This is a genomic window from Lysinibacillus sp. OL1 (genome assembly GCF_004332175.1).
GTDB lineage: Bacteria > Bacillota > Bacilli > Bacillales_A > Planococcaceae > Lysinibacillus > Lysinibacillus capsici.
The window spans coordinates 169,558-191,810 of sequence record NZ_SJDS01000004.1; the positions used below are offsets into that span (position 1 = coordinate 169,558).

The following is a 22,253-nucleotide window of genomic DNA, read 5'->3' on the forward strand; positions in this document are numbered from 1 at the left end:
GGGGGTGCTATCAAAATGACATATGCAAACGCTAAATTAGAAGAAGAAAAGGTATTTAAAGATCCAGTACACCGTTATGTGCATGTTCGAGATCAAGTGATATGGGATTTAGTGGGTACAAGAGAATTTCAGCGTTTACGTAGAATTCGTCAACTAGGTACCACATTTTTAGTATTTCATGGAGCAGAACATAGCCGCTTTAGTCATTCTTTGGGGGTTTACGAAATTGTACGTCGCATAGTAGATGATATCTTTGTAGGGCGTCCAGATTGGGATGAAAGTGAAAGATTATTAGTGTTATGTGCAGCCCTTTTACATGATTTAGGTCATGGCCCATTTTCCCATGCCTTTGAAAATGTATTTGAGCTTGATCATGAATATTTTACAAGGCAAATTTTGCTGGGAGATACGGAAGTAAATGCGATCTTAAAAAAAGTGGCAGCTGATTTTCCTGAAAAGGTATCCCAAGTAATTGAAAAGACATATCCAAATAAGCAAGTAATTAGTTTAATTTCGAGCCAAATTGATGCAGATCGTATGGATTACTTACAACGTGATGCTTATTTTACAGGTGTAAGCTACGGTCATTTTGATATGGAACGGATTTTAAGAGTAATGCGTCCAAGAAAAAACCAAGTAGTCATCAAAGCAACAGGCATGCATGCGGTGGAAGACTATATAATGAGTCGCTATCAAATGTACTTACAAATTTATTTCCATCCTGTTTCACGAAGTGCAGAGGTAATTTTAAATAATATATTAAAAAGAGTAAAACAATTAAGCTTAGCGGGCTATACATTTAAGCATGAGCCTACTCATTTCCTAGCATTTTTCCGAAATGTTATTACATTAGAGGATTATCTTGCGTTAGACGAGAGTATACTTTTTACATATTTTCAGTTATGGATGCAAGAGGAGGATGCCATTCTAAGTGATCTAAGCCGTCGCTTTGTGAATCGTAAGCTATTTCAATACATTGATTTAGACCCGGGAGTAGAGCTCAATAAATATCAAAAACTCCAAGAGCTTTTCAAAAAGGCAGGATTAGACCCCGATTATTATCTTATACATGATACAACAGCAGATCTGCCATATGATTTTTACAGACCAGGAGAGGAAGAAGTGCGTGTACCAATTTTTTTAGAAATGAAAAATGGTGAGCTACGGGAGCTTTCACGTGAATCCATTATTGTGGATGCTATCTCAGGGCGTATGAAACGAGATCATAAAATCTATTTCCCATTAGATTTCTTAGAGGACGATTCTTCACATCCAACGATCAAACAGCAAATACTAATGATGTTAGGAAAAGATGAAAAATAAGTTGTGTCTGACAATATTACTCCCATGAAATCTTATAAAATAGGGTAGAGCGCTCTCTTGTGCTCTACCCATCTTACTATTATTTGTCGCTAAAACGAACGCCTGCAACGCCGTAATGGTTTTTAGACATTTCTTCAATAAAAACTGTTACATTTTCTGCAGGTGCATTAACTGTGCGAGATACTGCTTCTGTTACTTCTTTTACAAGAGCACGTTTTTGTTCCTCTGTACGACCTTCAAGCATTTTCACTGTTACGTATGGCATAATATTGCCTCCTTTATAGAATAATGTTGTATAGTTAGTTTATAAGAAAGTATAAACTTCTTACTTGCGTTGAGGCATATACGCAATGGTGAAAATAGTGATTGTTTCGACAAAATATGCGTGGATATGCTTTCCTTTATAATAGCAGAATGGAGGATATTTAAGTATGACAAATGAAGAAAAACCAAAACAAAAAATGGGTTTTACCATTATAAAAAATGATCCAACAGATGGACATAAAGGATTTGGTATCGGTTCACTTTCATTAGAGAATGTATCGCCTGTAATAGTGGATGTAGAAGAGGGGACAGCTTCTGTTGAAATTGGTGCCATGCATGCAAGAAGTGACGTAGAGCGTGGTATTAAATTTACAATGGACCGTGCTGATTCAGAGGGTGGAAAACCGTATTGGCTAGTATGGGTGACTATCGATCATAAAGAGGATGGGCCATATTATGCAGGTGTAACGGCTTGTGAAATGGTCGTTAATCGCGAAAAGCGTCGTGGTTATAAAATTTTAGCTGACCATGTAAACAAAATGGATAAATCTATGAAACGTCATATTATTGTAGAGCATATGGATGCACCCTCTAAAAAAGTGTTAGCTTCTTTCCTTAAGCAACTTAATCCAGAATTGTGGGAACGTAGTGAGGAGCAATTGCGTCAAGACTTATTTGTCGAATAGACTCGTAATGATTGAACAATCTGTGACATTTTGCAATCGCTTTCGATATTAGGTTGAAAGTGTGTTTGAAACAAAGTACACTTGAGGCAGAGCTTACATTTTAGTAAGCTAGGACACTTGGTATCGCGAATGTGATGAGCGCTATGCGGCATTTGAACAACCCAAACCCAAGCCAAATGCCCCATGATGCTCATACTTCGCGGACCATAAAAAAGAAAAGCTTTCTGTTCCCACGGACACGTCTCCGGGGAAGAGAAAGCTTTTCTTATTTTTCGTATATCAGTTACTTTGTCGAGAGCCTTCATTGCTTAAAACGTATTAGGTTTAAAAAGGTTTCCGACATTACTTTGTTTTTTAGTCCTTAAATATAGAGAACGGTAGCATATTCCAAAATTCTCCCCATGTATTACTGTCGAGAATATCGAAGTTTGTACATTTTTCAGTTGGTACATCCTTCGACTCTACATAGACTAGACGTTGTTTAGGACAAGCGTCAGTCGCTAATTTACCTGTTTCAATATCAATGACAACGCCCTCTACACCTTTAGGTTTTTTGAAATCCTCATTTTTTGTACCTTTGTTGACAGTTTCCATAAAGTCAATCCAGATTTGCTTTGTGGCAGCAGTATCTTCCTTCGTGGTAAGGTTTTTACCCTGATCATAGCCATTCCATACACCAGCAGTTAGTTTTGGTGTAAAACCAATTAACCATTGATCACTATTCGTAGAACCTGATTTAGCAGCATATGTGTGTGTCATACGTGAACGAATACTGATTCCTGTAGCGGGTGAATAGTCACTGAAAACCGGATCAAAAATACCTGTCATCATTTCTGTTAAGATGTATGCATTTTCTTTAGAAATGGCTGTTTCAGCTTTGCTTGCTACATCTTTGTTTTCATAGATAACATCTCCATGTGCATTTTTAATGGATACAATGGTTGTTGGTGTTGTTTGCTGTCCTTGCGACGCCAAAATATTATATGCATTTGTCATCTCGTATAATGTCGTTTCAATCGTTCCCAGTGCAATGGATAAATTATCCTTCGCGCCAATTCCTACATTAAAACGGTTTGCCATATCATGAAACTCTTTGAAGCCAATGTCCTCTAAGGTTTTTACTGCGTAAATATTATCTGAGATAGCAATAGCTTGTGCCATCGTCATATCATGATCTGCAAATTGACCGTTGACGTTTTTAGGTGCATAAGTGCCACGTCCATTATCATAAGTAAAAGTTGTTTCACCAACATCTAAAAAAGTTAGTGGCGTGTAACCATTTTCTAGCGCCGCTGCATATAAGATCGGCTTAATTGTAGAGCCTGGTTGACGTTTAGCTTGTGTAACTCGGTTAAATGAGCTTACTGAATAATCACGACCACCGACTAGCGCGGTGACAGCTCCTGTTTTAGATTCCATACTTACAAACGCAGATTGCAGATCATTGGCAGGCATATTTTTGGCTACTGCTTCTTCAGCTGCTTTTTGATGCTCCAGATTAAGCGTTGTTTGAATCGTCCAGCCACCTTCACTAATATCAAGGTTTTTGGATTTTAAGATTTCACTGGCTTCTTGCCAAGCCACATCCAGGAAATAAGGGGCAACAGATTTGGTTGCAACCCAGCTATCATTTTTTAAGACGAGCTGTTCATTTTCAGCGCGCGTTTTTTCTTCTTGTGTAATGGCTCCTTGGTCAGCCATAAGTTTTAAAATAACATGTTGACGATTGGTAGCCTTATCTAAATTGGCAATTGGTGAGTAAATACTTGGTCCTTTTGGTACGCCTGTTAGCATTGCTGCTTCAGCAAGCGTTAAATCACTGGCAGATTTTCCGAAATAAAAACGACTGGCAGCTTCTACTCCATACATGCCATGACCGTAATACACAGTATTTAAATAGCCCTCTAGTATTTCGTCCTTGTCATAAAAAACTTCTAATCTATAAGCATATAGGGCTTCGTTTAATTTACGTGTCCAAGACTTTTCATGGGAAAGATAAAGGTTACGAGCATATTGTTGCGTAATGGTACTAGCGCCTTGAACCTTGCCGCCAGCCTTAATGTCCACTAAAATGGCACCAGCAATACGTGAATAGTCGAAACCGCCATGTTGATAGAAATCTTTATCTTCAACAGCAACAACTGCTTCCTTTAAGTAAGGTGACATCTCATCGAGACCGACCCAATATCGTCGTTGATTTGTAAAGTGATCCCCAATTTGGTTCTCATTTTCATCTAAGAAAATAGAAGCCTTTGGTACGGTTAAAGGCGGTGCACCAGCCACTTGAACATAGATGCGGAGTGCGACAAACGCTACGACAATTGCAGATGTAAAGGCCACAAATAACGTAAGGCTTTTGCGTGTGCGCTTTACACGTTGTTGCTTTCGATGATAGCTTTTTCGTTTCATCCGACTTCACCTCGTTTTCTCACAACTTCGAACTTAGCTTTAGTATGTGTTCGAACATTCATCTTTAATCGAAATTCTAACTAAAAACTATTGCACTTTATTCAAAAACATCTATACTTTTTTTGTACTACTTGAAATGCTGGCATTCGACAAAAAATCGCACCTTGTAGATTTTAATCGAAATTTGCTAGACGTTCCAATAATGTATACGAGGAAAAAAGGATACAGGTTTCATTACAATCCTGTAAGCCATAATAGAAGAAGACGAAAAATGATGATTAATTATATGGAGGGCTAGCAATGAGATTTGATGAAGCTTATTCAGGAAATGTTTTTATAAAAAGTCATCCTACATATGACGATGCACAGGCAGTAATTTATGGCATGCCAATGGATTGGACAGTAAGTTACCGTCCAGGATCACGTTTCGGTCCACAGCGCATCCGTGAGGTATCCATTGGTCTTGAAGAGTACAGTCCCTATCTAGATCGTGAGCTTGAGGAAGTAAAGTACTTTGATGCAGGAGATATTCCACTACCATTCGGTAATGCACAGCGTTCTTTAGATGAAATTGAGAAATTTATAGAGAAATTATTAGCGGATGGCAAGATTCCTGTCGGCATGGGTGGCGAGCATCTAGTGTCTTGGCCAGTAATGAAGGCTGTATCAGCTAAATATGATGACCTTGCTATTATTCACTTTGATGCACATACGGATTTACGTGTGGAATATGAGGGAGAGCCACTTTCGCACTCTACCCCAATCCGTAAAATTGCGGAACATATAGGACCTAAAAATGTCTATTCATTTGGAATTCGTTCCGGTATGAAAGAGGAATTTGAATGGGCAAAGGAAAACGGCATGCACATTTCAAAATTTGAAGTACTTGAACCGTTAAAAGAGGTCCTACCAACACTAGCTGGACGCAATGTGTATGTAACAATTGATATCGATGTTTTAGATCCAGCACACGCACCAGGCACTGGTACAGTAGACTGTGGTGGTATTACTTCGAAAGAATTACTCGCTTCCATCCATGCTATTGCAGCAAGTGGTGTAAATGTAGTAGGTTTCGACCTAGTTGAAGTAGCACCGATCTACGATTCTTCAGAAATGACAGCAAACACAGCTTCAAAATTATTACGTGAAATGATTTTAGGCTGGGTAAAATAAATAAGATTGGTTGAATGGGGTTTAGCTATGAGCTAGCCCCATTTTATATTTTTGAAATGAAGAATGAACCTTAGCATAAAATTGAAACTTATTTTACTTTGAAGCGTAAATAAGTTAGGTAAAATGTATGTTTCTTCAATTTTAATAAAGGGAGGAGGAGTATTATGATTTGGTCACTTCTCATGAATGATTTATTTATTTTTGTCAGTACAATGGAATACTTTTGGCTATTAGCATCTTTGGTTTTAACTGTATTAAGTGTTCATTTGCATCTGTATCTCGTCAATAAAATAACCGTTCAAGATGTGAAGGACGAGGAGTTTGAAGTTGACTATACTATCACGAATACTTGGACTCCACCTATGCTAACGTGGTTTGTACTGTGTATTAGAATGTCCGAAGACAATGAGGAAGAAAGTGTATCTCCTAGTTTGATTTAAACTTTAAAACTAGGAGGACAACCATTGTTAACATTTTTAGCACAACCTATTATTAACCTCATTCATTTCATCCATTCTTTTACAGGTAGCTACGCACTTAGTGTCATTGGCATTACGATTGCAGTCAGATTAATTCTTATGCCGTTATTTATTCGTTCAGCAAAGCACCAAAAGCACTCAAAAGAATTAATGACGACCATTAAGCCTGAATTAGATGTGCTTACAGACAAATATAAGAAAAGTCAAAGCGAATCTGAAAAAAGAATGGTACAGCAACAAATCCAAGAGCTAACTTCAGATTCATTGAAAAGCTCTTTACTAGGTTGTTTACCAATCATTATTCAATTACCGATATTATTTTCACTGTACTACGCAATTAAGCTAGATTCAGTGATTGCCAGTGAAAATTTCCTTTGGATGAATTTAGGGACGATTGATATTGGGATTTCGATGATTGCTTGTTTGATTTATTTCATTCAAAGTTGTATAGCCCTAGAGAAAAGTCAACCTTTAAATATGAAGATAATGGTATTTATTAATCCAATCATGATCCTCATTTTTAGTCTGTTCAACCCAGCGATTATCCCGATCTATTGGACTGTCAGTGCTTTATTGTTAATAGTTCAACAATTGATTATAAAAAAATGGTATAGATAAAATAAAAACCTTTCTTTCCGTTATTGGGAGGAGAGGGTTTTTATTTTCTCGAATAAACTTGTTGAGGCGCTTTACATCACTTCTATCTTGAAAAACCATAAGTATTCATCCTATAATAAAAAGGTTATAGTAAAAGACTAAAAAGGGGCATCCGTTATGGCGAACGAAGTAAGATCGCAAGTGAACATAAAGCTCATTTCTACTATTCGTCCAAGTGATGGGGAGTCCGAAAGTTATGAAATGTGGCTCAAAGGGCAGCTACTTGAAAAGGCAGGAAGCTTGTATTTGAAATATGATGAGGTGCAGGAGGATAAAACCGTCCGCACAACGATGAAGTTAGGTCATGAGAAGGCACTAATTATGCGTGCTGGAGCGGTTAATATGCGATTACCGCTGAACATAATCGAACAACAAAAAGGGCATTATGAAAGTGAGTTCGGTTCTATGCCCCTCGTGATTGATACGAAAAATATGACGTTTACAAAACTGGCAACAAGCGGAGATTTCCATGTACAGTACGATTTACTAATGGGTGGGCAATCCGTTGGCAACTATACATTAGATATTACATTTACGGAGGTACAATGATGAACGCAGTAGAACAAGTACAACAGGCTATTAAAACAGCGATCGTGCAGGCTGTTGAAAAAGCTGGTCTCGTTGAGGCTGGCACAGAATTATCGATTCACCTAGAAACACCAAAGGATAAAGCAAATGGTGACTATGCAACAAACATTGCGATGCAATTAACGAAGTTAGCTAAAAAGCCACCACGTGCTATCGCCGAAGCTATTTTAGAAAATCTTGATACAACAGGCACAGATATTGAAAAGATTGATATTGCTGGCCCAGGCTTCATGAATATCACAGTGCGTAAAGATTTCCTAACAGAGGTAGTGACACAGGTGCTTGAGCAAGGTAAGGACTATGGCCGCTCAAATGCTGGCGCTGGGGAAAAGATTCAAGTAGAGTTCGTTTCAGCAAATCCTACTGGAGATCTTCACCTAGGACATGCTCGTGGCGCTTCTGTTGGTGATTCCTTATGTAATGTGTTGGATATGGCTGGTTACAGTGTCTCTCGTGAATATTATATTAATGATGCAGGCAATCAAATTAATAACTTAGCTTATTCATTAGAAGCGCGTTATAAACAAGCATTAGGAATGGAAGCTGAAATGCCAGAAGACGGCTATCATGGGCAAGATATTATTGATATTGCAGGTAAATTAGCAAAAGAGCATGGTGATGCAATTTTAGCAAAATCAGATGATGAGCGTTTTGCCTTCTTCCGTCAGCACGGTTTAGCTTTAGAATTAGATAAATTAAAAACAGACCTAGCAAACTTCCGTGTAAATTTTGATGTCTGGTATTCTGAAACGTCACTATATGAAAACGGGAAAATCGAAGTAGCTTTAGATAAATTAAAAGCTAATGGACATGTGTTTGAAGAGGATGGTGCTACTTGGTTCCGCTCTACAACATTTGGTGATGATAAAGATCGTGTGCTAATTAAAAATGATGGGTCATTCACATATTTAACACCAGATATTGCTTACCACGAAGACAAAATTGTCCGTGGCTTCGATAAATTAATCAATATTTGGGGAGCTGATCATCACGGATATATTCCACGTATGAAAGCAGCGATTCAAGCACTTGGTTATGATCGAGATACGTTAGAAGTGGAAGTTATTCAAATGGTTCAGCTTTACAAAAACGGTGAAAAATTTAAGATGTCTAAGCGTACAGGGAATGCAGTAACAATGCGTGAGCTTGTAGAAGAGGTTGGCCTTGACGCAGTTCGTTACTTCTTTGTAAAAACAGCTGGCGATTCTCATATGGACTTTGATCTTGACCTTGCAGTATCACAATCTAATGAAAACCCTGTGTACTATGCACAATATGCACATGCACGTATTTCATCTATTTTACGTTCAGCAAATGAACAAGGCTTTGCTGCTACAACAGAACATCTCAATTTGTTAACAGCAGAAAAGGAAATTGATTTACTGAAAAAGATTGGTGATTTTCCGAAAGTGGTAGCGGAAGCAGCGAAACACCGCACACCGCACCGTATTGCAAACTATATTCAAGAAACAGCAGCTGCATTCCACAGCTTCTACAATGCAGAAAAAGTATTAGATGCTTCAAACAAAGAGTTAACAGAGGCTCGTTTAGCATTAATTACGGCTGTCCGCACAACAATTGCGAACGCACTACGCTTAATCGGCGTATCTGCACCTGAAAAAATGTAATTAAACTTTAGGCTCCTAACATGAAAAGTGTTAGGGGCTTTTTTTAATGGATAGAAGGCTGAAGATGAGAGATAAAGTTCCGAATGTGTTGGATAGAAGGTCAAAAGAAACGAATAAACCGTGGGAAATTAGCTGTCCCAAACTTTATTTTTCTGTTAATTCCGAAAATTTTGTTGAAGTTTACGTTAACGTCAATGGTATACTGTTGCCAATTAGGAAAGGGGAGATGGTTTTGAAGACGATTCAGGAGGTAGCAAAGGAGTTTAATGTGTCTACGCGGACAATTCGTTATTATGAGGAACTTGGACTTCTTTGCCCCCATCGTTCATCTACCAACCAACGAATCTTTTCAAAAAAAGAATTAGCGAAACTCAAGCTTATTTTCAGAGGCAAGCGGTACGGATTTTCGTTGGAGGAAATCAAAGAGATGGTTTTACTATTTGATTTTGATCGCTCAGGAATTCAGCAATTAGAGCGAACGGTTGAATACGGGGAACAAAAAATTCAAGAGATTGACAGTAAAATAGCTGAGCTGACGCAGATGAAGCGTGAGTTACAACAAATGCATGGCATGTTTAGCGAAAAATTAGCGACTTTAAAGGGAGAGATGCAAGATGAATAGTTCCAATTTATTAGCACGTAATGCCCGTAAGTATTCGAAAAATGAAGCCGTTATTTGTCATGGCAGAAGAGTAACCTACCAAGATTTAGATAGGCAGGTGACACGTTTTAGTCATGCTTTACTAGAGCAGGGAGTAAAGCAGGGGGATAAGGTTTTAATTTTTATGCCAAACGTTTTAGAGTTTGTTGTCTGTTACTTTGCTATTCAGCGTATTGGAGCGATCGTTGTGCCAGTCAATGCAAAGTTTACATTGCAAGAAGTAGAGTACGTGGCGCAGCATGCCGAAGCGAAGGCAATTGTCGTACATGAGGTTATTTTTGCAGTAGTTGAACAGCTAGCTGGTATTCCGTTGAAAATTAAAACAGGTCAAGAAAAAGTGGGATGGTATCAGTATGAATCAATGCTTCAAAATGCAAGTACACAAACGATTGATTGTCAGTTACAAGAGGATGACCCTTCCACGATTTTATATACATCTGGCACGACAGGAAAACCAAAGGGTGTGTTATTTAGCTACCGTAATATTTTAACAGTGGCGCAAATGATAGCTGTTGAAATGGAGGTAAAGCCTGAGAGCCGTATTTTGCTTATGATGCCATTAACACACTCTGCACCATTACATTTATTTTTAATGGCGGGTGTATTGGTAGGCTCAACAAATGTATTAACACCAACTTTTACACCCGATTTATTCATTGATTCCATTGAAAAGGAGAAAACAACACATTTCTTTGGAGCACCTGTTGCTTATTTATTAACGGCACAGCTGCCAAGGCTACATTCGGCAGATTTGTCTTCTATGAAATGGTGGGTCTATGGTGGAGCACCGTTATCTCAAAGTGAGGTTCGATTCATTCAGCAGGCATTCCGCACAAATAATTTGACTTGTGTATATGGATTAACAGAGGCAGGTCCAAGTGGTTCATTATTATTTGGCAAGGAGCATGAAGCAAAGGCAGGAAGTATTGGCCAGCGGGCGCCACTTGGTACAGAGTTGCGTATTGTGAATGACAGTGGAGAAGATGTAAATGTAGGCGAAGTGGGGGAAATTGTCTTATTAGGTGAGGGTAACATGCTTGGCTACTATAAGGATGAAGTAGCAACTAATGAAGCCTTTATTGACGGTTGGTTAAAAACAGGGGATCTAGCTCGCAAGGATAAAGATGGTTTTATTTGGATTGTAGATCGTAAAAAGGATGTCATTATTTCGGGTGGTGTCAATATTTATCCGAAAGAAATTGAAGATTGTTTATTGAGTTTTGAAGGGATATTCGAGGTTGCAGTAATTGGTGTACCACATCCGCAATGGGGGGAAACTGTAAAGGCTGTGTATTGTGCTAAACAAGATATTGATGAGGAAGCTTTGAAAGCTTATTTAGAGGAACATCTTGCAAAGTTTAAAATACCACGTATTTTTGAAAAAGTGGAAGCGCTCCCACGCAATGCATCAGGCAAAATATTAAAACAAAATTTGAAGGGGCAAGAGGTGAGATAGCATGAAAGTATTACAACAAGAAGCAATGCGTACTACGAACTTTTTTACGGAAGATGACACGCTTCAAAAAATAGTAGAAATGATGTTAGATAAAGAGTTTTTATCCTATGCCCAACGAGAGTTAACAGATTTTGGTGAGCTATGTGCAGGTGATATTGATGCGAGGGCAAAACATACAGATCGACAGGGTGAGCCTCGCCTTCAAAGATATGATGCCTATGGTGAAGAGATATCGGAGGTTTGGGTTAATGATGGCTATAAAAAAACGATTGAAGAGACATATAATACTGGGATTGTAGGCTATGTACACAAGCATATTCCGCAGCTAGGCCACAAGGGGAATTATGTTTATAGCTTTGCACAAGGTTATTTGCTATCCCATGCAGAACCTGGTTTTTATTGTCCCGTAACATTGACGATGGCTACTGCCTATCTATTAGATCATTATGCAGATGAAGAGGTAAAGCAGCGTTTTTTACCACATGTTTGTGCAACAGGTGACACAGATTTATATGAAGGTGCGACCTTTTTAACAGAACGTCAAGGAGGCTCTGACGTCGGTGCAAATGTGGTGGAGGCGAGAAAGGATGGCACTGCGTATCGTCTATATGGTGAAAAATACTTTGCATCCAATGCGGGCATGTGTGGTGTAGCGATGGTATTGGCACGACTAGAAAGTGCACCAGCAGGTTCCAAAGGCTTAACGTTGTTTGCAGTTCCTTGGCGTAAAGAAGATGGAACAACAAATCATCTACGTATTCGCCGACTGAAAGATAAGCTAGGCGTTCGGGCAGTTCCCTCTGGTGAGGTAGAATTTGATGGTGCTCTTGCCTACGTTGTAGGGGAGCAAAATAAAGGGATTTATTATATGCTAGAAGCACTAAATCTCTCCAGAATTTGTAATGCAGTCGCTTCAATTGGTATTATGCGTCGCGGCTTCTTAGAGGCGAAACATTATGTAAGCAATCGACATGCATTTGGCAAGCCCTTAACACAATACCCTATGATTCAGGATACTTTAGGGAAATTTGCAGCTAAGTTGCACGTGGAAGTAGCGACAGTTTTTGATCTTATTCAATTATACGATAAAGTGACAAGTGGACAGGGCACACAGCAAGATCTTATTATGAATCGTTTATATATTGCCATTATGAAAAAGGAAACGGCAGAGCAAGCTGTTCACTATGCTAGTGAGGCAATTGAATTACATGGAGGTAATGGCTATATAGAAGACTTTGTAACGCCTCGCTTATTAAGAGATGCGCAAGTATTGACGGTGTGGGAGGGGACGGCTAATATTTTGGCCTTGGAACTCATTCGTTTAGTAGATAAGTTTCATGCCCATGAACTGTTTGTACAGGAGATGGAGGAACGATTAGACAAATTAGCTAACAGTTCATTAGTACAAATTGTTAAAGAACAATTGGCGAATATGTCTGTGAAACTTCAAATTTTTAGCGCTTTAGACGAAGCAACGAAAACTTTTGAAGCAAAAGGTGTGGCGGAAAAAATGGCGCACCTTTATGAAAGTGTCATAGCGGTTGAGTGGGCACATAAATTTGGTGGGAAATATGAAAAACTAGCGGACATTTATTTAGAGCAGACATGGTCATTAAGAGAAATGGGTGCACAAATGAAAACAGTTCAATACTTTTCTGAAATTGTATAATGGCCGGGGAGTCGTCTTGAATGGAGGCGACTTCTTTCATTTTCATGTATAATGAAATCAACTGAATATTATAAAGGTTCTTTACTTAAGTAAAGTGAAAAGGGAAATCGGTGTAATTCCGATGCGGTCCCGCCACTGTAAGTGTGAGTTTTTTCAAATGATGCCACTGAAGATTTCGGGAAGGCTTGAAAAATCGCAAGTAGCACTAGCCAGGAGACCTGCCTTTATAACGACATGACAACCTACGAGGATAGGGTGGTGGATTTTGTATCAGTTTTTTTGGTGCGATTTTGCCCCCTCATCGATCAAAGATGAGGGGTTTTATTTTGATGTAGAATAAAGCGAAATGTCGCACGGATCAACGAAGGAGGATTCACATGAAGAAATTTTGGAAAATAGGATTATCAGCATTTTTAGCAGTAGGCTTGCTAGCTGCTTGTGGGCAGGAAGCAAAAGATAACAAGCCATCTAACGAGCAGCAAACACAGCAAGAAACAGCCCAGGTGGATGAAGCAACATTCCCAATGACGATAACAGATGCCCTTGGTAAGGACATTACACTTGAAGCACCTCCTGAGAAAATTGTTTCACTTATTCCGAGTAATACGGAAATCCTTTTTGGACTAGGTTTAAATGATGAAATAGTTGGTGTTACGGACAACGACGATTATCCGCCAGAGGCAGCTGAGAAGGATAAGGTTGGCGGTATGGAATACGATATTGAAAAAATTATTGCTTTAAAACCAGATATCGTTTTTTCACACGAATCTAGCATGTCTCTTTCAGAAGAGGCTATTGCACAGCTTGAATCAGCAGGTTTGAAAGTATTTGTTGTAAAAAATGCACAAGACTTTAATGAAACATATACAACAATTGAGCAACTGGGACGTGCTACAGGGAAATTACCAGAGGCAGAAAAAATTGTCGCGAATATGAAGGCAAAAGTAGAAGAAGTTTTGTCTAAAGTCAAGGATGTTGAACCCAAAAAAGTGTTAGTTGAAGCATCAGATGAGCCAGATATTTATACAGCTGGCAATGGTACATTTATGAACGCGATGCTTGAAATGATTAATGCAGAGAATGTAGCTGTAGATGGCGATAATTGGTATAAAATTGATGCAGAACAAATTATCGCAAAAAATCCAGATGTCATCGTGGTGACATATCATTATGTACCAGATATTTTAACGAAAATACCAAAACGTGCGGGCTTTGATACGATTAATGCCGTAAAAAATAATGCGATTGTGCAGGTAGATGAAAGTACGACAAGTCGTCAAGGGCCACGTTTAGCTGAAGGTCTAGAAGAATTAGCAAAAGCAATCTATCCTGAGGTATTTAAGTGAAAAAAATAGCACTAGCCTATACATTAACATGTACGCTTCTTCTTATTAGCATCTGGTGTGGCGTAGCGATAGGCTCGGTTCATATTCCATTAGAAGTATTGTGGAATAAGGCGGTTGATGAAACAGCCGCCAATATCTTTTGGAAAATTCGTTTGCCTCGCGTGTTATTAGCGGGACTAGTAGGCGCATCTCTAGCTATTGCTGGAGCAGCTTTCCAAGGTTTATTAAAAAATCCATTAGCAGATCCATATACACTAGGGGTTTCATCAGGGGCTTCTGTTGGTGCTGTTTTAACGATCTTTTTTAGTATTTCTATACCTGTTGTCGGTTTGTATGCGCTGCCAACCTTTAGTATGATTGGTGCTATCATTACGATGGTAGTTGTTATGAGCTTTGCTAGACTCGTAGACCGCTCATTAAAAATGGAAACGTTGATATTAACAGGTGTTATTTTTAGTTCATTTTTAGGTTCCCTCATTTCATTAATGATTGCCTTATCTGGTGAAGAATTACGTCAGGTAATAGGCTGGCTACTTGGTTCTGTTTCGATGCGTGGTTGGCCATATGTCCAAATGATCATTCCATTTGTGATTGTAGGTTCAATAATGCTATGGACACAAAGACGAGAATTAAATGTCTTGTTGTATGGTGAAGAGCGAGCAAAACATTTAGGTGTTAATGTAAAGCGTAGTAAATATTTGATATTAGCAGGTGGCTCCATGCTAACTGGAGCAGCTGTAGCAGTTTCTGGCACAATTGGCTTTGTAGGATTAGTGGTGCCGCATATGACAAGGATGATTTGGGGTTCTGATCATCGCCACTTATTACCATTATCTTTTTTCAATGGTGCAACATTACTCATTATTTGCGACTTAGTAGCACGAACAATCATTGTGCCAAGAGAGCTACCAATTGGTGTCATTACGGCATTTATTGGAGCACCTGTTTTCTCCTATATTTTTTATAAGCAGCGAAGAAGCAAGGGGGTACGGGCATGATTGTTGTTGAACATCTATCAGGTGGCTATGAAGATGTACCAATCGTCAGGGACATTAGTTTTACTGTTGAAAAAGGAAAAATTCTTGGCATTCTAGGGCCGAATGGTAGCGGGAAATCCACATTATTAAAAGTAATGAGTGGTATTTTACCAGCTACTGCTGGAACCGTTTCGATTGATGGACAAAATATTCTTTCTTATCATGCTCGTGCTTTGGCAAAAAAAATGGCTGTATTACCACAGCTTCATGCAAATGCTTTCTCGAACAGTGTGAGAGAGGCAGTTTCACTGGGGCGCTACCCGCATCAAACAGGCTTTTTCTCGAGTTGGTCTGCACAAGATGAGAAGGCAGTTCAACATGCAATGCTTCAAACAGGTGTAAAGCGATATGAGCATACACCGATGGAATTTTTATCTGGCGGTGAACAACAAAGAGTTTTTGTTGCACAGGCATTAGCTCAAACAGCTGAAATCTTACTGCTGGATGAACCAACGAACCATCTTGATATTGCACACCAACGTCAAATTTTAGATATGGTTCGGAAGGAAGCCATGGAGTGTGGTTTAACAGTCGTTATGGTACTACACGATATGAATTTAGCCTCTCTTTATTGTGATGAATTATTGCTGATGGAAAGCGGACAAATGAGAGCACTTGGTGCACCACATGAAGTATTAATTGCCTCACAAATTGAAGAAGTTTATCAAGCACGGGTGACTACATATGCTCACCCTGAAATACCAAAACCTCAAATTACAATGATGCCCGCAGCTACAGACTATCAGCAGCGAGCTGTCATCAAAAAAGAGCACTTTACGATAACTGAACAATATATCCAACTTCAATCAGAGCTTCCTCTGAAGACCGTATCTTCTGCAGTTCATAACCCAGGTATTGGCTGGCATAATTGCTTATTAAATCGCTCAGTTCCTGGTGATTATGTCATTAGCGATGTGAAACGAGAAGTTAAAGAATTTTTGAAAAGGGAAAATTTTTCATCTACAAATACTGTTGTTATGCTAACAGCAGTACCAACAGCTCTAGTGGCCATCAATGAATTTTCTGCACCTTTTGGCAGTATAATCGTAGCTGTAACAGCTGGCGTAGGCAATGCAGTTGATGTATCTCGAGTACACGAAAGACAAGATGATCCATATATTGGTACTATTAATACATGGGTTATCGTTAATGGTTGTTTATCGGAAGAGGCATTTTTTCAGGCATTGATGACAGCAACTGAGGCAAAAACAAAGGCGTTGCAATCAGAAAATATTCGTGATGAGCGGAGTGGAACAATTGCAACAGGTACTGCTACAGATAGTCTGTTAATTGCTGCAACTCAAAAAGGAGTAGAAATGCTGTATGGTGGCCCAATTACGGAAGTTGGTAAAATGATTGCAAAGGGTGTCTATGAAACAACAGTTCAGGCGATTAGGAATTATAAAAACCATTTTTAGGAGATGAGAGAAATGAAGCTTTACACGAAAACAGGCGATACGGGGAAAACAAGTCTAATTGGAGGACGGGTTGATAAAGATAGTTTACGTGTGGAAACATATGGGGCAATTGATGAATTAAATTCCTTTATTGGAAAGGCTGTAAGTGAATTAGATCAAGCGCTTTTCAAGGATATTTTAACAGACCTAGAGACAATTCAGCATGAGTTGTTCGATGCTGGTGGAGACCTTGCTAATGTGATGAAAGAACGTCATTATAAATTAACAGAACAACCGATTGAAGTACTTGAAGCTCGTATAGATGCTTTATCAGACGAAGCGCCACCTTTACAACGTTTTATTTTACCAGGAGGTGCACCAGCAGCGGCAACTTTACACATTGCACGCACGGTTGCACGTCGAGCAGAACGTGAAATGGTGACACTTATGAAAGAAGTTGAAGATGTACCAAAGGTTGTACAAAAATATTTAAATCGCTTATCGGATTATTTATTTGCAGCTGCACGTGTTGTAAATGCTCGCTTAAACGTAGCAGATGTTGAATATATTCGCAGTGGGAATGTTTTTAAAAAATAAAGTTTGATTTAAAAAATGTTTTTGTACAAAAAGTAAATTGCCAGGTATTAAGCTACGGGGTGGTATAGTTTGTGTGCAATTTTAGCAGATGTTCAAATGTCTACTGAATATGCGACATCCTACTAAGTAAAATAGTTAAGGAAAGTAAAAAAATGCTACTTTGAAAAAATTCAGGGTGGCTTTTTTTCTTGTAAAATGTAAGAATATAAAATTATCAGAAATATTTCCGTTTTATGTTGACTGAATGCTCACTCATTTATTAGAATAGGAATATAATGATAAAGTGAAGTACATTTCTGTATGAACTAGCAAATTCGTCACAAAGAGAGAAAATTACGACAAACTAAAGGGGGGACCAACCATGAGTCCATTATTAATTGCTAACATTGTCTTAACAGTCGTGGTTGTGCTTTATGCAGTAGGATTGTTCTTCTACCTGTTGAAAACACGCTATAAGTATGTGCAATTGGGGAAAAAGGTTGAGTTTGATGAAAGTGTTAAAGAACGACTTCGTTATATTATGGTCAATGTATTTGGTCAAAATAAGCTATTAAAGGATCCAAAGAGTGGTTTAATACATGTTATGTTTTTCTATGGATTTTTGATGGTACAGTTAGGGGCCATTGATTTAATTTGGAAAGGACTAGCACCTGAGTCACATCTGCCACTAGGCATTTTCTATGGTGTCTTTACATTCTTCCAAGAGCTAGTAGTTTTAATGATTTTAATCGCGGTAGTGTGGGCATTTTACCGCCGCTATGTTGAAAAGCTAGTACGTCTAAAACGAGGATGGAAAAACGGCCTTGTATTAATATTCATTGGTGGCTTAATGGTATCTACATTAATCGCTAATGGTATGGGATTAATTTGGCATGGTGAGGGATTAACTTATACGGAGCCAGTTGCTTCAAGTATAGCTGCCATTTTTGGCTTCCTACCTACATCTGTGGCCGCTGGTGTGTTTTATGTAATGTGGTGGGCACATCTTTTAATTCTATTAACATTCCTAGTATATGTACCGCAGTCTAAACATTTCCACTTAATTGTCAGTCCGCTTAATGTTTACATGAATCGTTTAGATCGTACGGGTACATTAACACCAATTGATTTTGAGGCCTTAGAAGAAGCTGGAGAAAATGCTGAAAGCGAAGAGGATATGCCTTCTATTGGGGTAGGACGCATACAGGACTTCACACAAAAGCAAATGCTCGATCTCTATTCTTGTGTAGAATGTGGACGTTGTACAAACATGTGTCCAGCAACAGGAACAGGAAAAATGCTGTCTCCTATGGATTTAATCGTAAAATTGCGTGATCATTTAACATTTACGGGCGCAGTTGTAACAAAACAAAAACCATGGGTGCCTTATCAATTCTTTGCCAATACAAAGGGTAACCAGCTTGCAATGGCAGCTGGTGCTGAAGGTGCTGTAATTGACGATATCTACAGCCCATCTTTAATTGGCGATGTCATTACAGAAGAGGAAATTTGGGCTTGTACGACATGTCGTAACTGTGAGGATCAATGCCCTGTAATGAATGAGCATGTTGATAAAATTATTGATCTACGTCGTTATCTAACAATGACTGAAGGGAAAGTAAATCCCGATGCTCAACGTGCAATGACGAATATCGAACGACAAGGTAATCCTTGGGGCTTAAACCGCAAGGAAAAAGAAAATTGGCGTGATCTAGATCCAACAATCCAAATTCCAACTGTAAAAGAGCTGAAAAAATCTGGCGAGGAAATGGAGTATTTATTCTGGGTTGGTTCGATGGGAGCTTTCGACAACCGCTCTCAAAAAATCGCTTTAGCATTCTGTCGTCTATTAAACGAAGCTGGTGTGAAGTTTGCAATCTTAGGTAATAAAGAGAAAAACTCTGGGGATACACCTCGCCGTTTAGGGAATGAATTCTTATTCCAAGAGCTAGCTACAGCCAATATTGATGAGTTTGAGAAAAATGACGTGAAGAAAATTGTAACAATCGATCCTCACGCCTACAATATCTTTAAAAATGAATATCAAGACTTTGGCTGGAAAGGTGAAGTGTATCATCACACTGAGTTATTAAATCAGTTGATTGAGGAAAATCGTCTAGCGCTAAACTATGAGGTTCATGAAACAATTGTCTTCCATGATTCCTGTTATTTAGGCCGCTACAATGATGTGTACGATGCCCCACGTGAAATTCTTCGAGGAATCCCTGGCGTGAAGCTTGTTGAAATGGAACGTAACCGTGAAACTGCGATGTGCTGTGGAGCTGGTGGTGGATTAATGTGGATGGAAGAACATGTAGGAAATCGCATTAACGTAGCGCGAACAGAACAGGCTCTTGCAACAAATGCATCAGTTATTTCATCAGGCTGTCCTTACTGCCTAACAATGCTAGAGGATGGTACAAAGGCTAAAGAGGTTGAAGACTCTATTGGAACATTTGATGTTGCAGAATTACTAGAACGTTCGGTGTTTGGTGAAAAAGTAAAGGCAGTTAATCCTTCTTCCGAAGAAACAGAAGAAACATACGAAGAAGTGGTGGCGTCTATAGAAAATGTTCAACAAGACGAGAATACGGAAGCGAACGCAGAAAAATGATTGCTATTGCAGAAATATTTTAGTTATCTGAAAAATATAAATTGCACAATAAAAAATTGTTTTGTAGAATAAGATTAAATGGGAATGGGAGTTGAGATAGTAAACTCCCATTTTTCCTCGATAGAAGTCGAGCGAGCGTTCAGTCAATAATGCTTTGCAGCTTCATCGAGAACGTAAAACAAAAGGGGTGTTTTACTTGAATAGAGCTGTAATTTTAGCAGGAGCAAGAACTGCGTTTGGTAAATTTGGCGGTTCATTATCAGCATTACATGCAAGTGATTTAGGTGCGATTGCCATTAAAGGGGCATTAGAGAAGGCAAATCTTGCTCCTGAGCAAGTGGATGAGGTAATTTTAGGTTCTGTTTTACAAGGGGGACAGGGGCAAATTCCTTCTCGACAGGCTGCGCTTAAGGCAAATTTACCAACAGCAGTAAAAACAGAAACAATCAATAAAGTTTGTGCTTCAGGGATGCGTGCGGTGACATTAGCAGATCAATTGATTCGTTTAGGGGACGAAGAAGTGATTATTGCGGGTGGCATGGAATCTATGTCCAATGCACCATATTATCTTCTGAATGGTCGAAATGGGTTGCGTATGGGAGATTCTACAATGGTAGATGGCATGCTATATGACGGCTTAACATGTGCTTTCGATAAAGCAAGACCGCATATGGGTAGCTATGGTAATGCAACAGCTAAAGAGTTCTCGCTAAGTCGAGAAGAACAGGACACTTGGTCAGTACGCAGTCATGAACGCGCGCTAGCCGCAATTGAAGAAGGTTACTTTGCTGAAGAAATCGTACCAGTGGAGATTCCTCAACGAAAAGGTGCACCACTTATTGTTGATACAGATGAGGCACCAAGAGCAGGAACTTCTTTGGAAGTACTGGCGAAGCTAAAACCAGCCTTTGACAAGGATGGCACGATTACAGCAGGTAATGCACCTGGGGTTAACGACGGTGCATGTGCACTTGTCGTCATGAGTGAAGAACGTGCAAAACGTGAAGGTAGAGAACCATTGGCAGTAATCATTGGTCACGAAGAACTTGCGATTGAGCCAGAAAACTTCCCGCAAACACCTGGTCTTGTTATTAATAAATTACTGAAAAAGACTAACAAATCATTAGCAGATGTTGATTTAATTGAAATCAATGAAGCCTTTGCAGCGGTAGCTTTAGTCAGCAAGCAGTTGGCAGATTTAGATGCAGAAAAAGTGAATGTTAATGGCGGTGCAGTTGCATTAGGTCATCCTATTGGGGCATCTGGTGCACGTATAATATTAACACTTGCACAGGAATTGAAGCGTCGTGGCGGTGGCATTGGCATTGCCGCAATTTGTTCAGGTGGCGGCCAAGGTGATGCAATTATGATTGAAGTACCAAAAACAGGGGGACTGAACTAATGGGAATTCAAAAGGTAATGGTCATTGGTGCAGGGCAGATGGGCTCTGGTATTGCCCAAGTTTGTGCACAAGCAGGCTTTGATGTGAAATTGAACGATATCAAACAAGAATTTTTCGAGCGTGGATTAGGGGTTATTACGAAAAATTTATCACGTGATGTAGAAAAGGGTCGTAAAACAGAAGATGAGAAGGCTGCTGTTCTAAGTCGAATTAGTATGTCACTAGATTTACAAGATGCTAGTGATGTAGATATTATCATTGAAGCAGCTGTGGAAAATATGGAAATTAAGCAATCCATCTTTAAGCAACTTGATGGCATTGCGCCAGCACATGCTATTTTAGCTACGAATACATCTTCACTGCCTATTACAGAAATTGCAGCAGTAACAAAGCGTCCAGAGCAAGTAATTGGTATGCATTTTATGAATCCTGTACCAGTTATGAAACTTGTTGAAATCATTCGAGGCCTAGCAACAACAGATGAAGTGTACAAAGCTGTTGAAGAGATGACGGTTAAATTATCGAAAACACCAGTAGAAGTGAATGATTTCCCAGGATTTATTTCAAACCGAATCCTACTACCGATGATTAATGAAGCGATTTATGCACTTTACGAAGGTGTGGCGACAAAAGAAGCAATTGATGATGTGATGAAGCTTGGTATGAATCATCCGATGGGGCCATTAACATTGGCAGACTTCATTGGTTTAGATACTTGTCTTTACATCATGGAAATTTTACATGAGGGTCTTGGAGACAGTAAATATCGCCCTTGCCCACTGCTACGTAAATACGTTGCAGCTGGCTGGCTAGGTAAGAAATCAGGAAGAGGTTTTTACGTTTACGAATAATCCTATGGGGATGGGGTTATTTAGATGTTTCGGGACA

Annotated in this window: 19 protein-coding genes and 1 riboswitch; of the genes, 17 read left to right on the forward strand and 2 right to left on the reverse strand. The window is 39.1% G+C overall.

Translation table 11 applies throughout. The features are described from left to right. The first annotated feature begins 15 nt into the window (after window positions 1–15). Window positions 16–1,323 (forward strand): HD domain-containing protein, encoded by a 1,308-nt coding sequence (locus EW028_RS09975; protein ID WP_131520767.1) that lies wholly within the window; start codon window positions 16–18, stop codon window positions 1,321–1,323. A 79-nt stretch (window positions 1,324–1,402) separates the two neighbouring features. Here EW028_RS09975 and EW028_RS09980 read toward each other — a convergent pair whose 3' ends face one another. Continuing rightward, window positions 1,403–1,588, reverse strand: coding sequence for a 2-hydroxymuconate tautomerase (locus EW028_RS09980; RefSeq protein ID WP_004231516.1), 186 nt, complete (start codon window positions 1,586–1,588; stop codon window positions 1,403–1,405). A 166-nt stretch (window positions 1,589–1,754) separates the two neighbouring features. Between EW028_RS09980 and EW028_RS09985 the strand changes: the two genes are divergently transcribed. After that, the gene (locus EW028_RS09985; protein ID WP_131520768.1) at window positions 1,755–2,273 is read left to right on the forward strand and encodes a YwhD family protein; all 519 of its coding nucleotides are present in this window, start codon (window positions 1,755–1,757) and stop codon (window positions 2,271–2,273) included. Between the two features lie 354 nt (window positions 2,274–2,627). On the opposite strand, the gene EW028_RS09990 is transcribed toward EW028_RS09985, so the two are convergent. Next, on the reverse strand, window positions 2,628–4,682 hold the full coding sequence (locus EW028_RS09990; RefSeq protein WP_048393764.1) for a transglycosylase domain-containing protein: 2,055 nt from the start codon (window positions 4,680–4,682) through the stop codon (window positions 2,628–2,630). A gap of 300 nt (window positions 4,683–4,982) precedes the next feature. Here EW028_RS09990 and speB point away from each other — a divergent pair, with 300 nt between their 5' ends. From speB to EW028_RS10065, 15 genes are all read left to right on the forward strand, one after another. Then, window positions 4,983–5,855, forward strand: coding sequence for an agmatinase (speB, locus tag EW028_RS09995; protein WP_004231519.1), 873 nt, complete (start codon window positions 4,983–4,985; stop codon window positions 5,853–5,855). A 164-nt stretch (window positions 5,856–6,019) separates the two neighbouring features. Next, a complete protein-coding gene (locus tag EW028_RS10000; protein WP_004231520.1) occupies window positions 6,020–6,295 on the forward strand; it encodes a hypothetical protein in 276 nt (91 codons plus the stop codon). Window positions 6,296–6,319: 24 nt separating this feature from the next. Continuing rightward, window positions 6,320–6,952: a membrane protein insertase YidC gene (yidC, locus tag EW028_RS10005; protein WP_131520769.1), complete on the forward strand. Its 633-nt coding sequence runs from the start codon at window positions 6,320–6,322 to the stop codon at window positions 6,950–6,952. A gap of 156 nt (window positions 6,953–7,108) precedes the next feature. Further along, the gene (locus EW028_RS10010; protein WP_131520770.1) at window positions 7,109–7,540 is read left to right on the forward strand and encodes a YwiB family protein; all 432 of its coding nucleotides are present in this window, start codon (window positions 7,109–7,111) and stop codon (window positions 7,538–7,540) included. Then, on the forward strand, window positions 7,540–9,207 hold the full coding sequence (argS, locus tag EW028_RS10015; protein WP_131520771.1) for an arginine--tRNA ligase: 1,668 nt from the start codon (window positions 7,540–7,542) through the stop codon (window positions 9,205–9,207). Before EW028_RS10010 ends, argS begins: the two co-directional genes overlap by 1 nt. Before the next feature lie 232 nt (window positions 9,208–9,439). Beyond that, window positions 9,440–9,829: a MerR family transcriptional regulator gene (locus EW028_RS10020; RefSeq protein ID WP_227744927.1), complete on the forward strand. Its 390-nt coding sequence runs from the start codon at window positions 9,440–9,442 to the stop codon at window positions 9,827–9,829. Beyond that, window positions 9,822–11,324, forward strand: a complete 1,503-nt coding sequence (locus tag EW028_RS10025; RefSeq protein WP_131520773.1) for a class I adenylate-forming enzyme family protein — start codon at window positions 9,822–9,824, stop codon at window positions 11,322–11,324. Before EW028_RS10020 ends, EW028_RS10025 begins: the two co-directional genes overlap by 8 nt. Before the next feature lies 1 nt (window position 11,325). After that, complete coding sequence (locus EW028_RS10030; protein WP_131520774.1) at window positions 11,326–12,993, forward strand: acyl-CoA dehydrogenase family protein; 1,668 nt, start codon at window positions 11,326–11,328, stop codon at window positions 12,991–12,993. A 57-nt stretch (window positions 12,994–13,050) separates the two neighbouring features. After that, window positions 13,051–13,233, forward strand: a riboswitch (cobalamin riboswitch). Between the two features lie 137 nt (window positions 13,234–13,370). Then, window positions 13,371–14,339, forward strand: coding sequence for an ABC transporter substrate-binding protein (locus tag EW028_RS10035; RefSeq protein ID WP_066036949.1), 969 nt, complete (start codon window positions 13,371–13,373; stop codon window positions 14,337–14,339). Beyond that, on the forward strand, window positions 14,336–15,337 hold the full coding sequence (locus tag EW028_RS10040; RefSeq protein ID WP_004231533.1) for a FecCD family ABC transporter permease: 1,002 nt from the start codon (window positions 14,336–14,338) through the stop codon (window positions 15,335–15,337). The genes EW028_RS10035 and EW028_RS10040 overlap by 4 nt, the downstream gene beginning before the upstream one ends. Continuing rightward, the gene (locus EW028_RS10045) at window positions 15,334–16,794 is read left to right on the forward strand and encodes an adenosylcobinamide amidohydrolase (protein WP_131520775.1); all 1,461 of its coding nucleotides are present in this window, start codon (window positions 15,334–15,336) and stop codon (window positions 16,792–16,794) included. The genes EW028_RS10040 and EW028_RS10045 overlap by 4 nt, the downstream gene beginning before the upstream one ends. A 12-nt stretch (window positions 16,795–16,806) precedes the next feature. Next, entirely contained in the window at window positions 16,807–17,370 is a 564-nt protein-coding gene (locus EW028_RS10050; protein ID WP_004231536.1) for a cob(I)yrinic acid a,c-diamide adenosyltransferase, read from the forward strand. Between the two features lie 361 nt (window positions 17,371–17,731). Beyond that, entirely contained in the window at window positions 17,732–19,963 is a 2,232-nt protein-coding gene (locus EW028_RS10055) for a heterodisulfide reductase-related iron-sulfur binding cluster (RefSeq protein ID WP_131520776.1), read from the forward strand. A gap of 196 nt (window positions 19,964–20,159) precedes the next feature. After that, window positions 20,160–21,365 (forward strand): acetyl-CoA C-acetyltransferase, encoded by a 1,206-nt coding sequence (locus EW028_RS10060; protein WP_131520777.1) that lies wholly within the window; start codon window positions 20,160–20,162, stop codon window positions 21,363–21,365. After that, complete coding sequence (locus EW028_RS10065) at window positions 21,365–22,216, forward strand: 3-hydroxybutyryl-CoA dehydrogenase (RefSeq protein ID WP_004269435.1); 852 nt, start codon at window positions 21,365–21,367, stop codon at window positions 22,214–22,216. Before EW028_RS10060 ends, EW028_RS10065 begins: the two co-directional genes overlap by 1 nt. The last annotated feature ends 37 nt before the right edge of the window (window positions 22,217–22,253 follow it).

Coding starts and splice junctions, on each gene's coding strand:
- EW028_RS09975 (WP_131520767.1), top strand. CDS start 16: ATGACATATGCAAACGCTAAATTAGAAGAAGAAAAGGTATTTAAAGAT.
- EW028_RS09980 (WP_004231516.1), bottom strand. CDS start 1,588: ATGCCATACGTAACAGTGAAAATGCTTGAAGGTCGTACAGAGGAACAA.
- EW028_RS09985 (WP_131520768.1), top strand. CDS start 1,755: ATGACAAATGAAGAAAAACCAAAACAAAAAATGGGTTTTACCATTATA.
- EW028_RS09990 (WP_048393764.1), bottom strand. CDS start 4,682: ATGAAACGAAAAAGCTATCATCGAAAGCAACAACGTGTAAAGCGCACA.
- speB (WP_004231519.1), top strand. CDS start 4,983: ATGAGATTTGATGAAGCTTATTCAGGAAATGTTTTTATAAAAAGTCAT.
- EW028_RS10000 (WP_004231520.1), top strand. CDS start 6,020: ATGATTTGGTCACTTCTCATGAATGATTTATTTATTTTTGTCAGTACA.
- EW028_RS10010 (WP_131520770.1), top strand. CDS start 7,109: ATGGCGAACGAAGTAAGATCGCAAGTGAACATAAAGCTCATTTCTACT.
- argS (WP_131520771.1), top strand. CDS start 7,540: ATGAACGCAGTAGAACAAGTACAACAGGCTATTAAAACAGCGATCGTG.
- EW028_RS10025 (WP_131520773.1), top strand. CDS start 9,822: ATGAATAGTTCCAATTTATTAGCACGTAATGCCCGTAAGTATTCGAAA.
- EW028_RS10030 (WP_131520774.1), top strand. CDS start 11,326: ATGAAAGTATTACAACAAGAAGCAATGCGTACTACGAACTTTTTTACG.
- EW028_RS10035 (WP_066036949.1), top strand. CDS start 13,371: ATGAAGAAATTTTGGAAAATAGGATTATCAGCATTTTTAGCAGTAGGC.
- EW028_RS10045 (WP_131520775.1), top strand. CDS start 15,334: ATGATTGTTGTTGAACATCTATCAGGTGGCTATGAAGATGTACCAATC.
- EW028_RS10050 (WP_004231536.1), top strand. CDS start 16,807: ATGAAGCTTTACACGAAAACAGGCGATACGGGGAAAACAAGTCTAATT.
- EW028_RS10055 (WP_131520776.1), top strand. CDS start 17,732: ATGAGTCCATTATTAATTGCTAACATTGTCTTAACAGTCGTGGTTGTG.
- EW028_RS10065 (WP_004269435.1), top strand. CDS start 21,365: ATGGGAATTCAAAAGGTAATGGTCATTGGTGCAGGGCAGATGGGCTCT.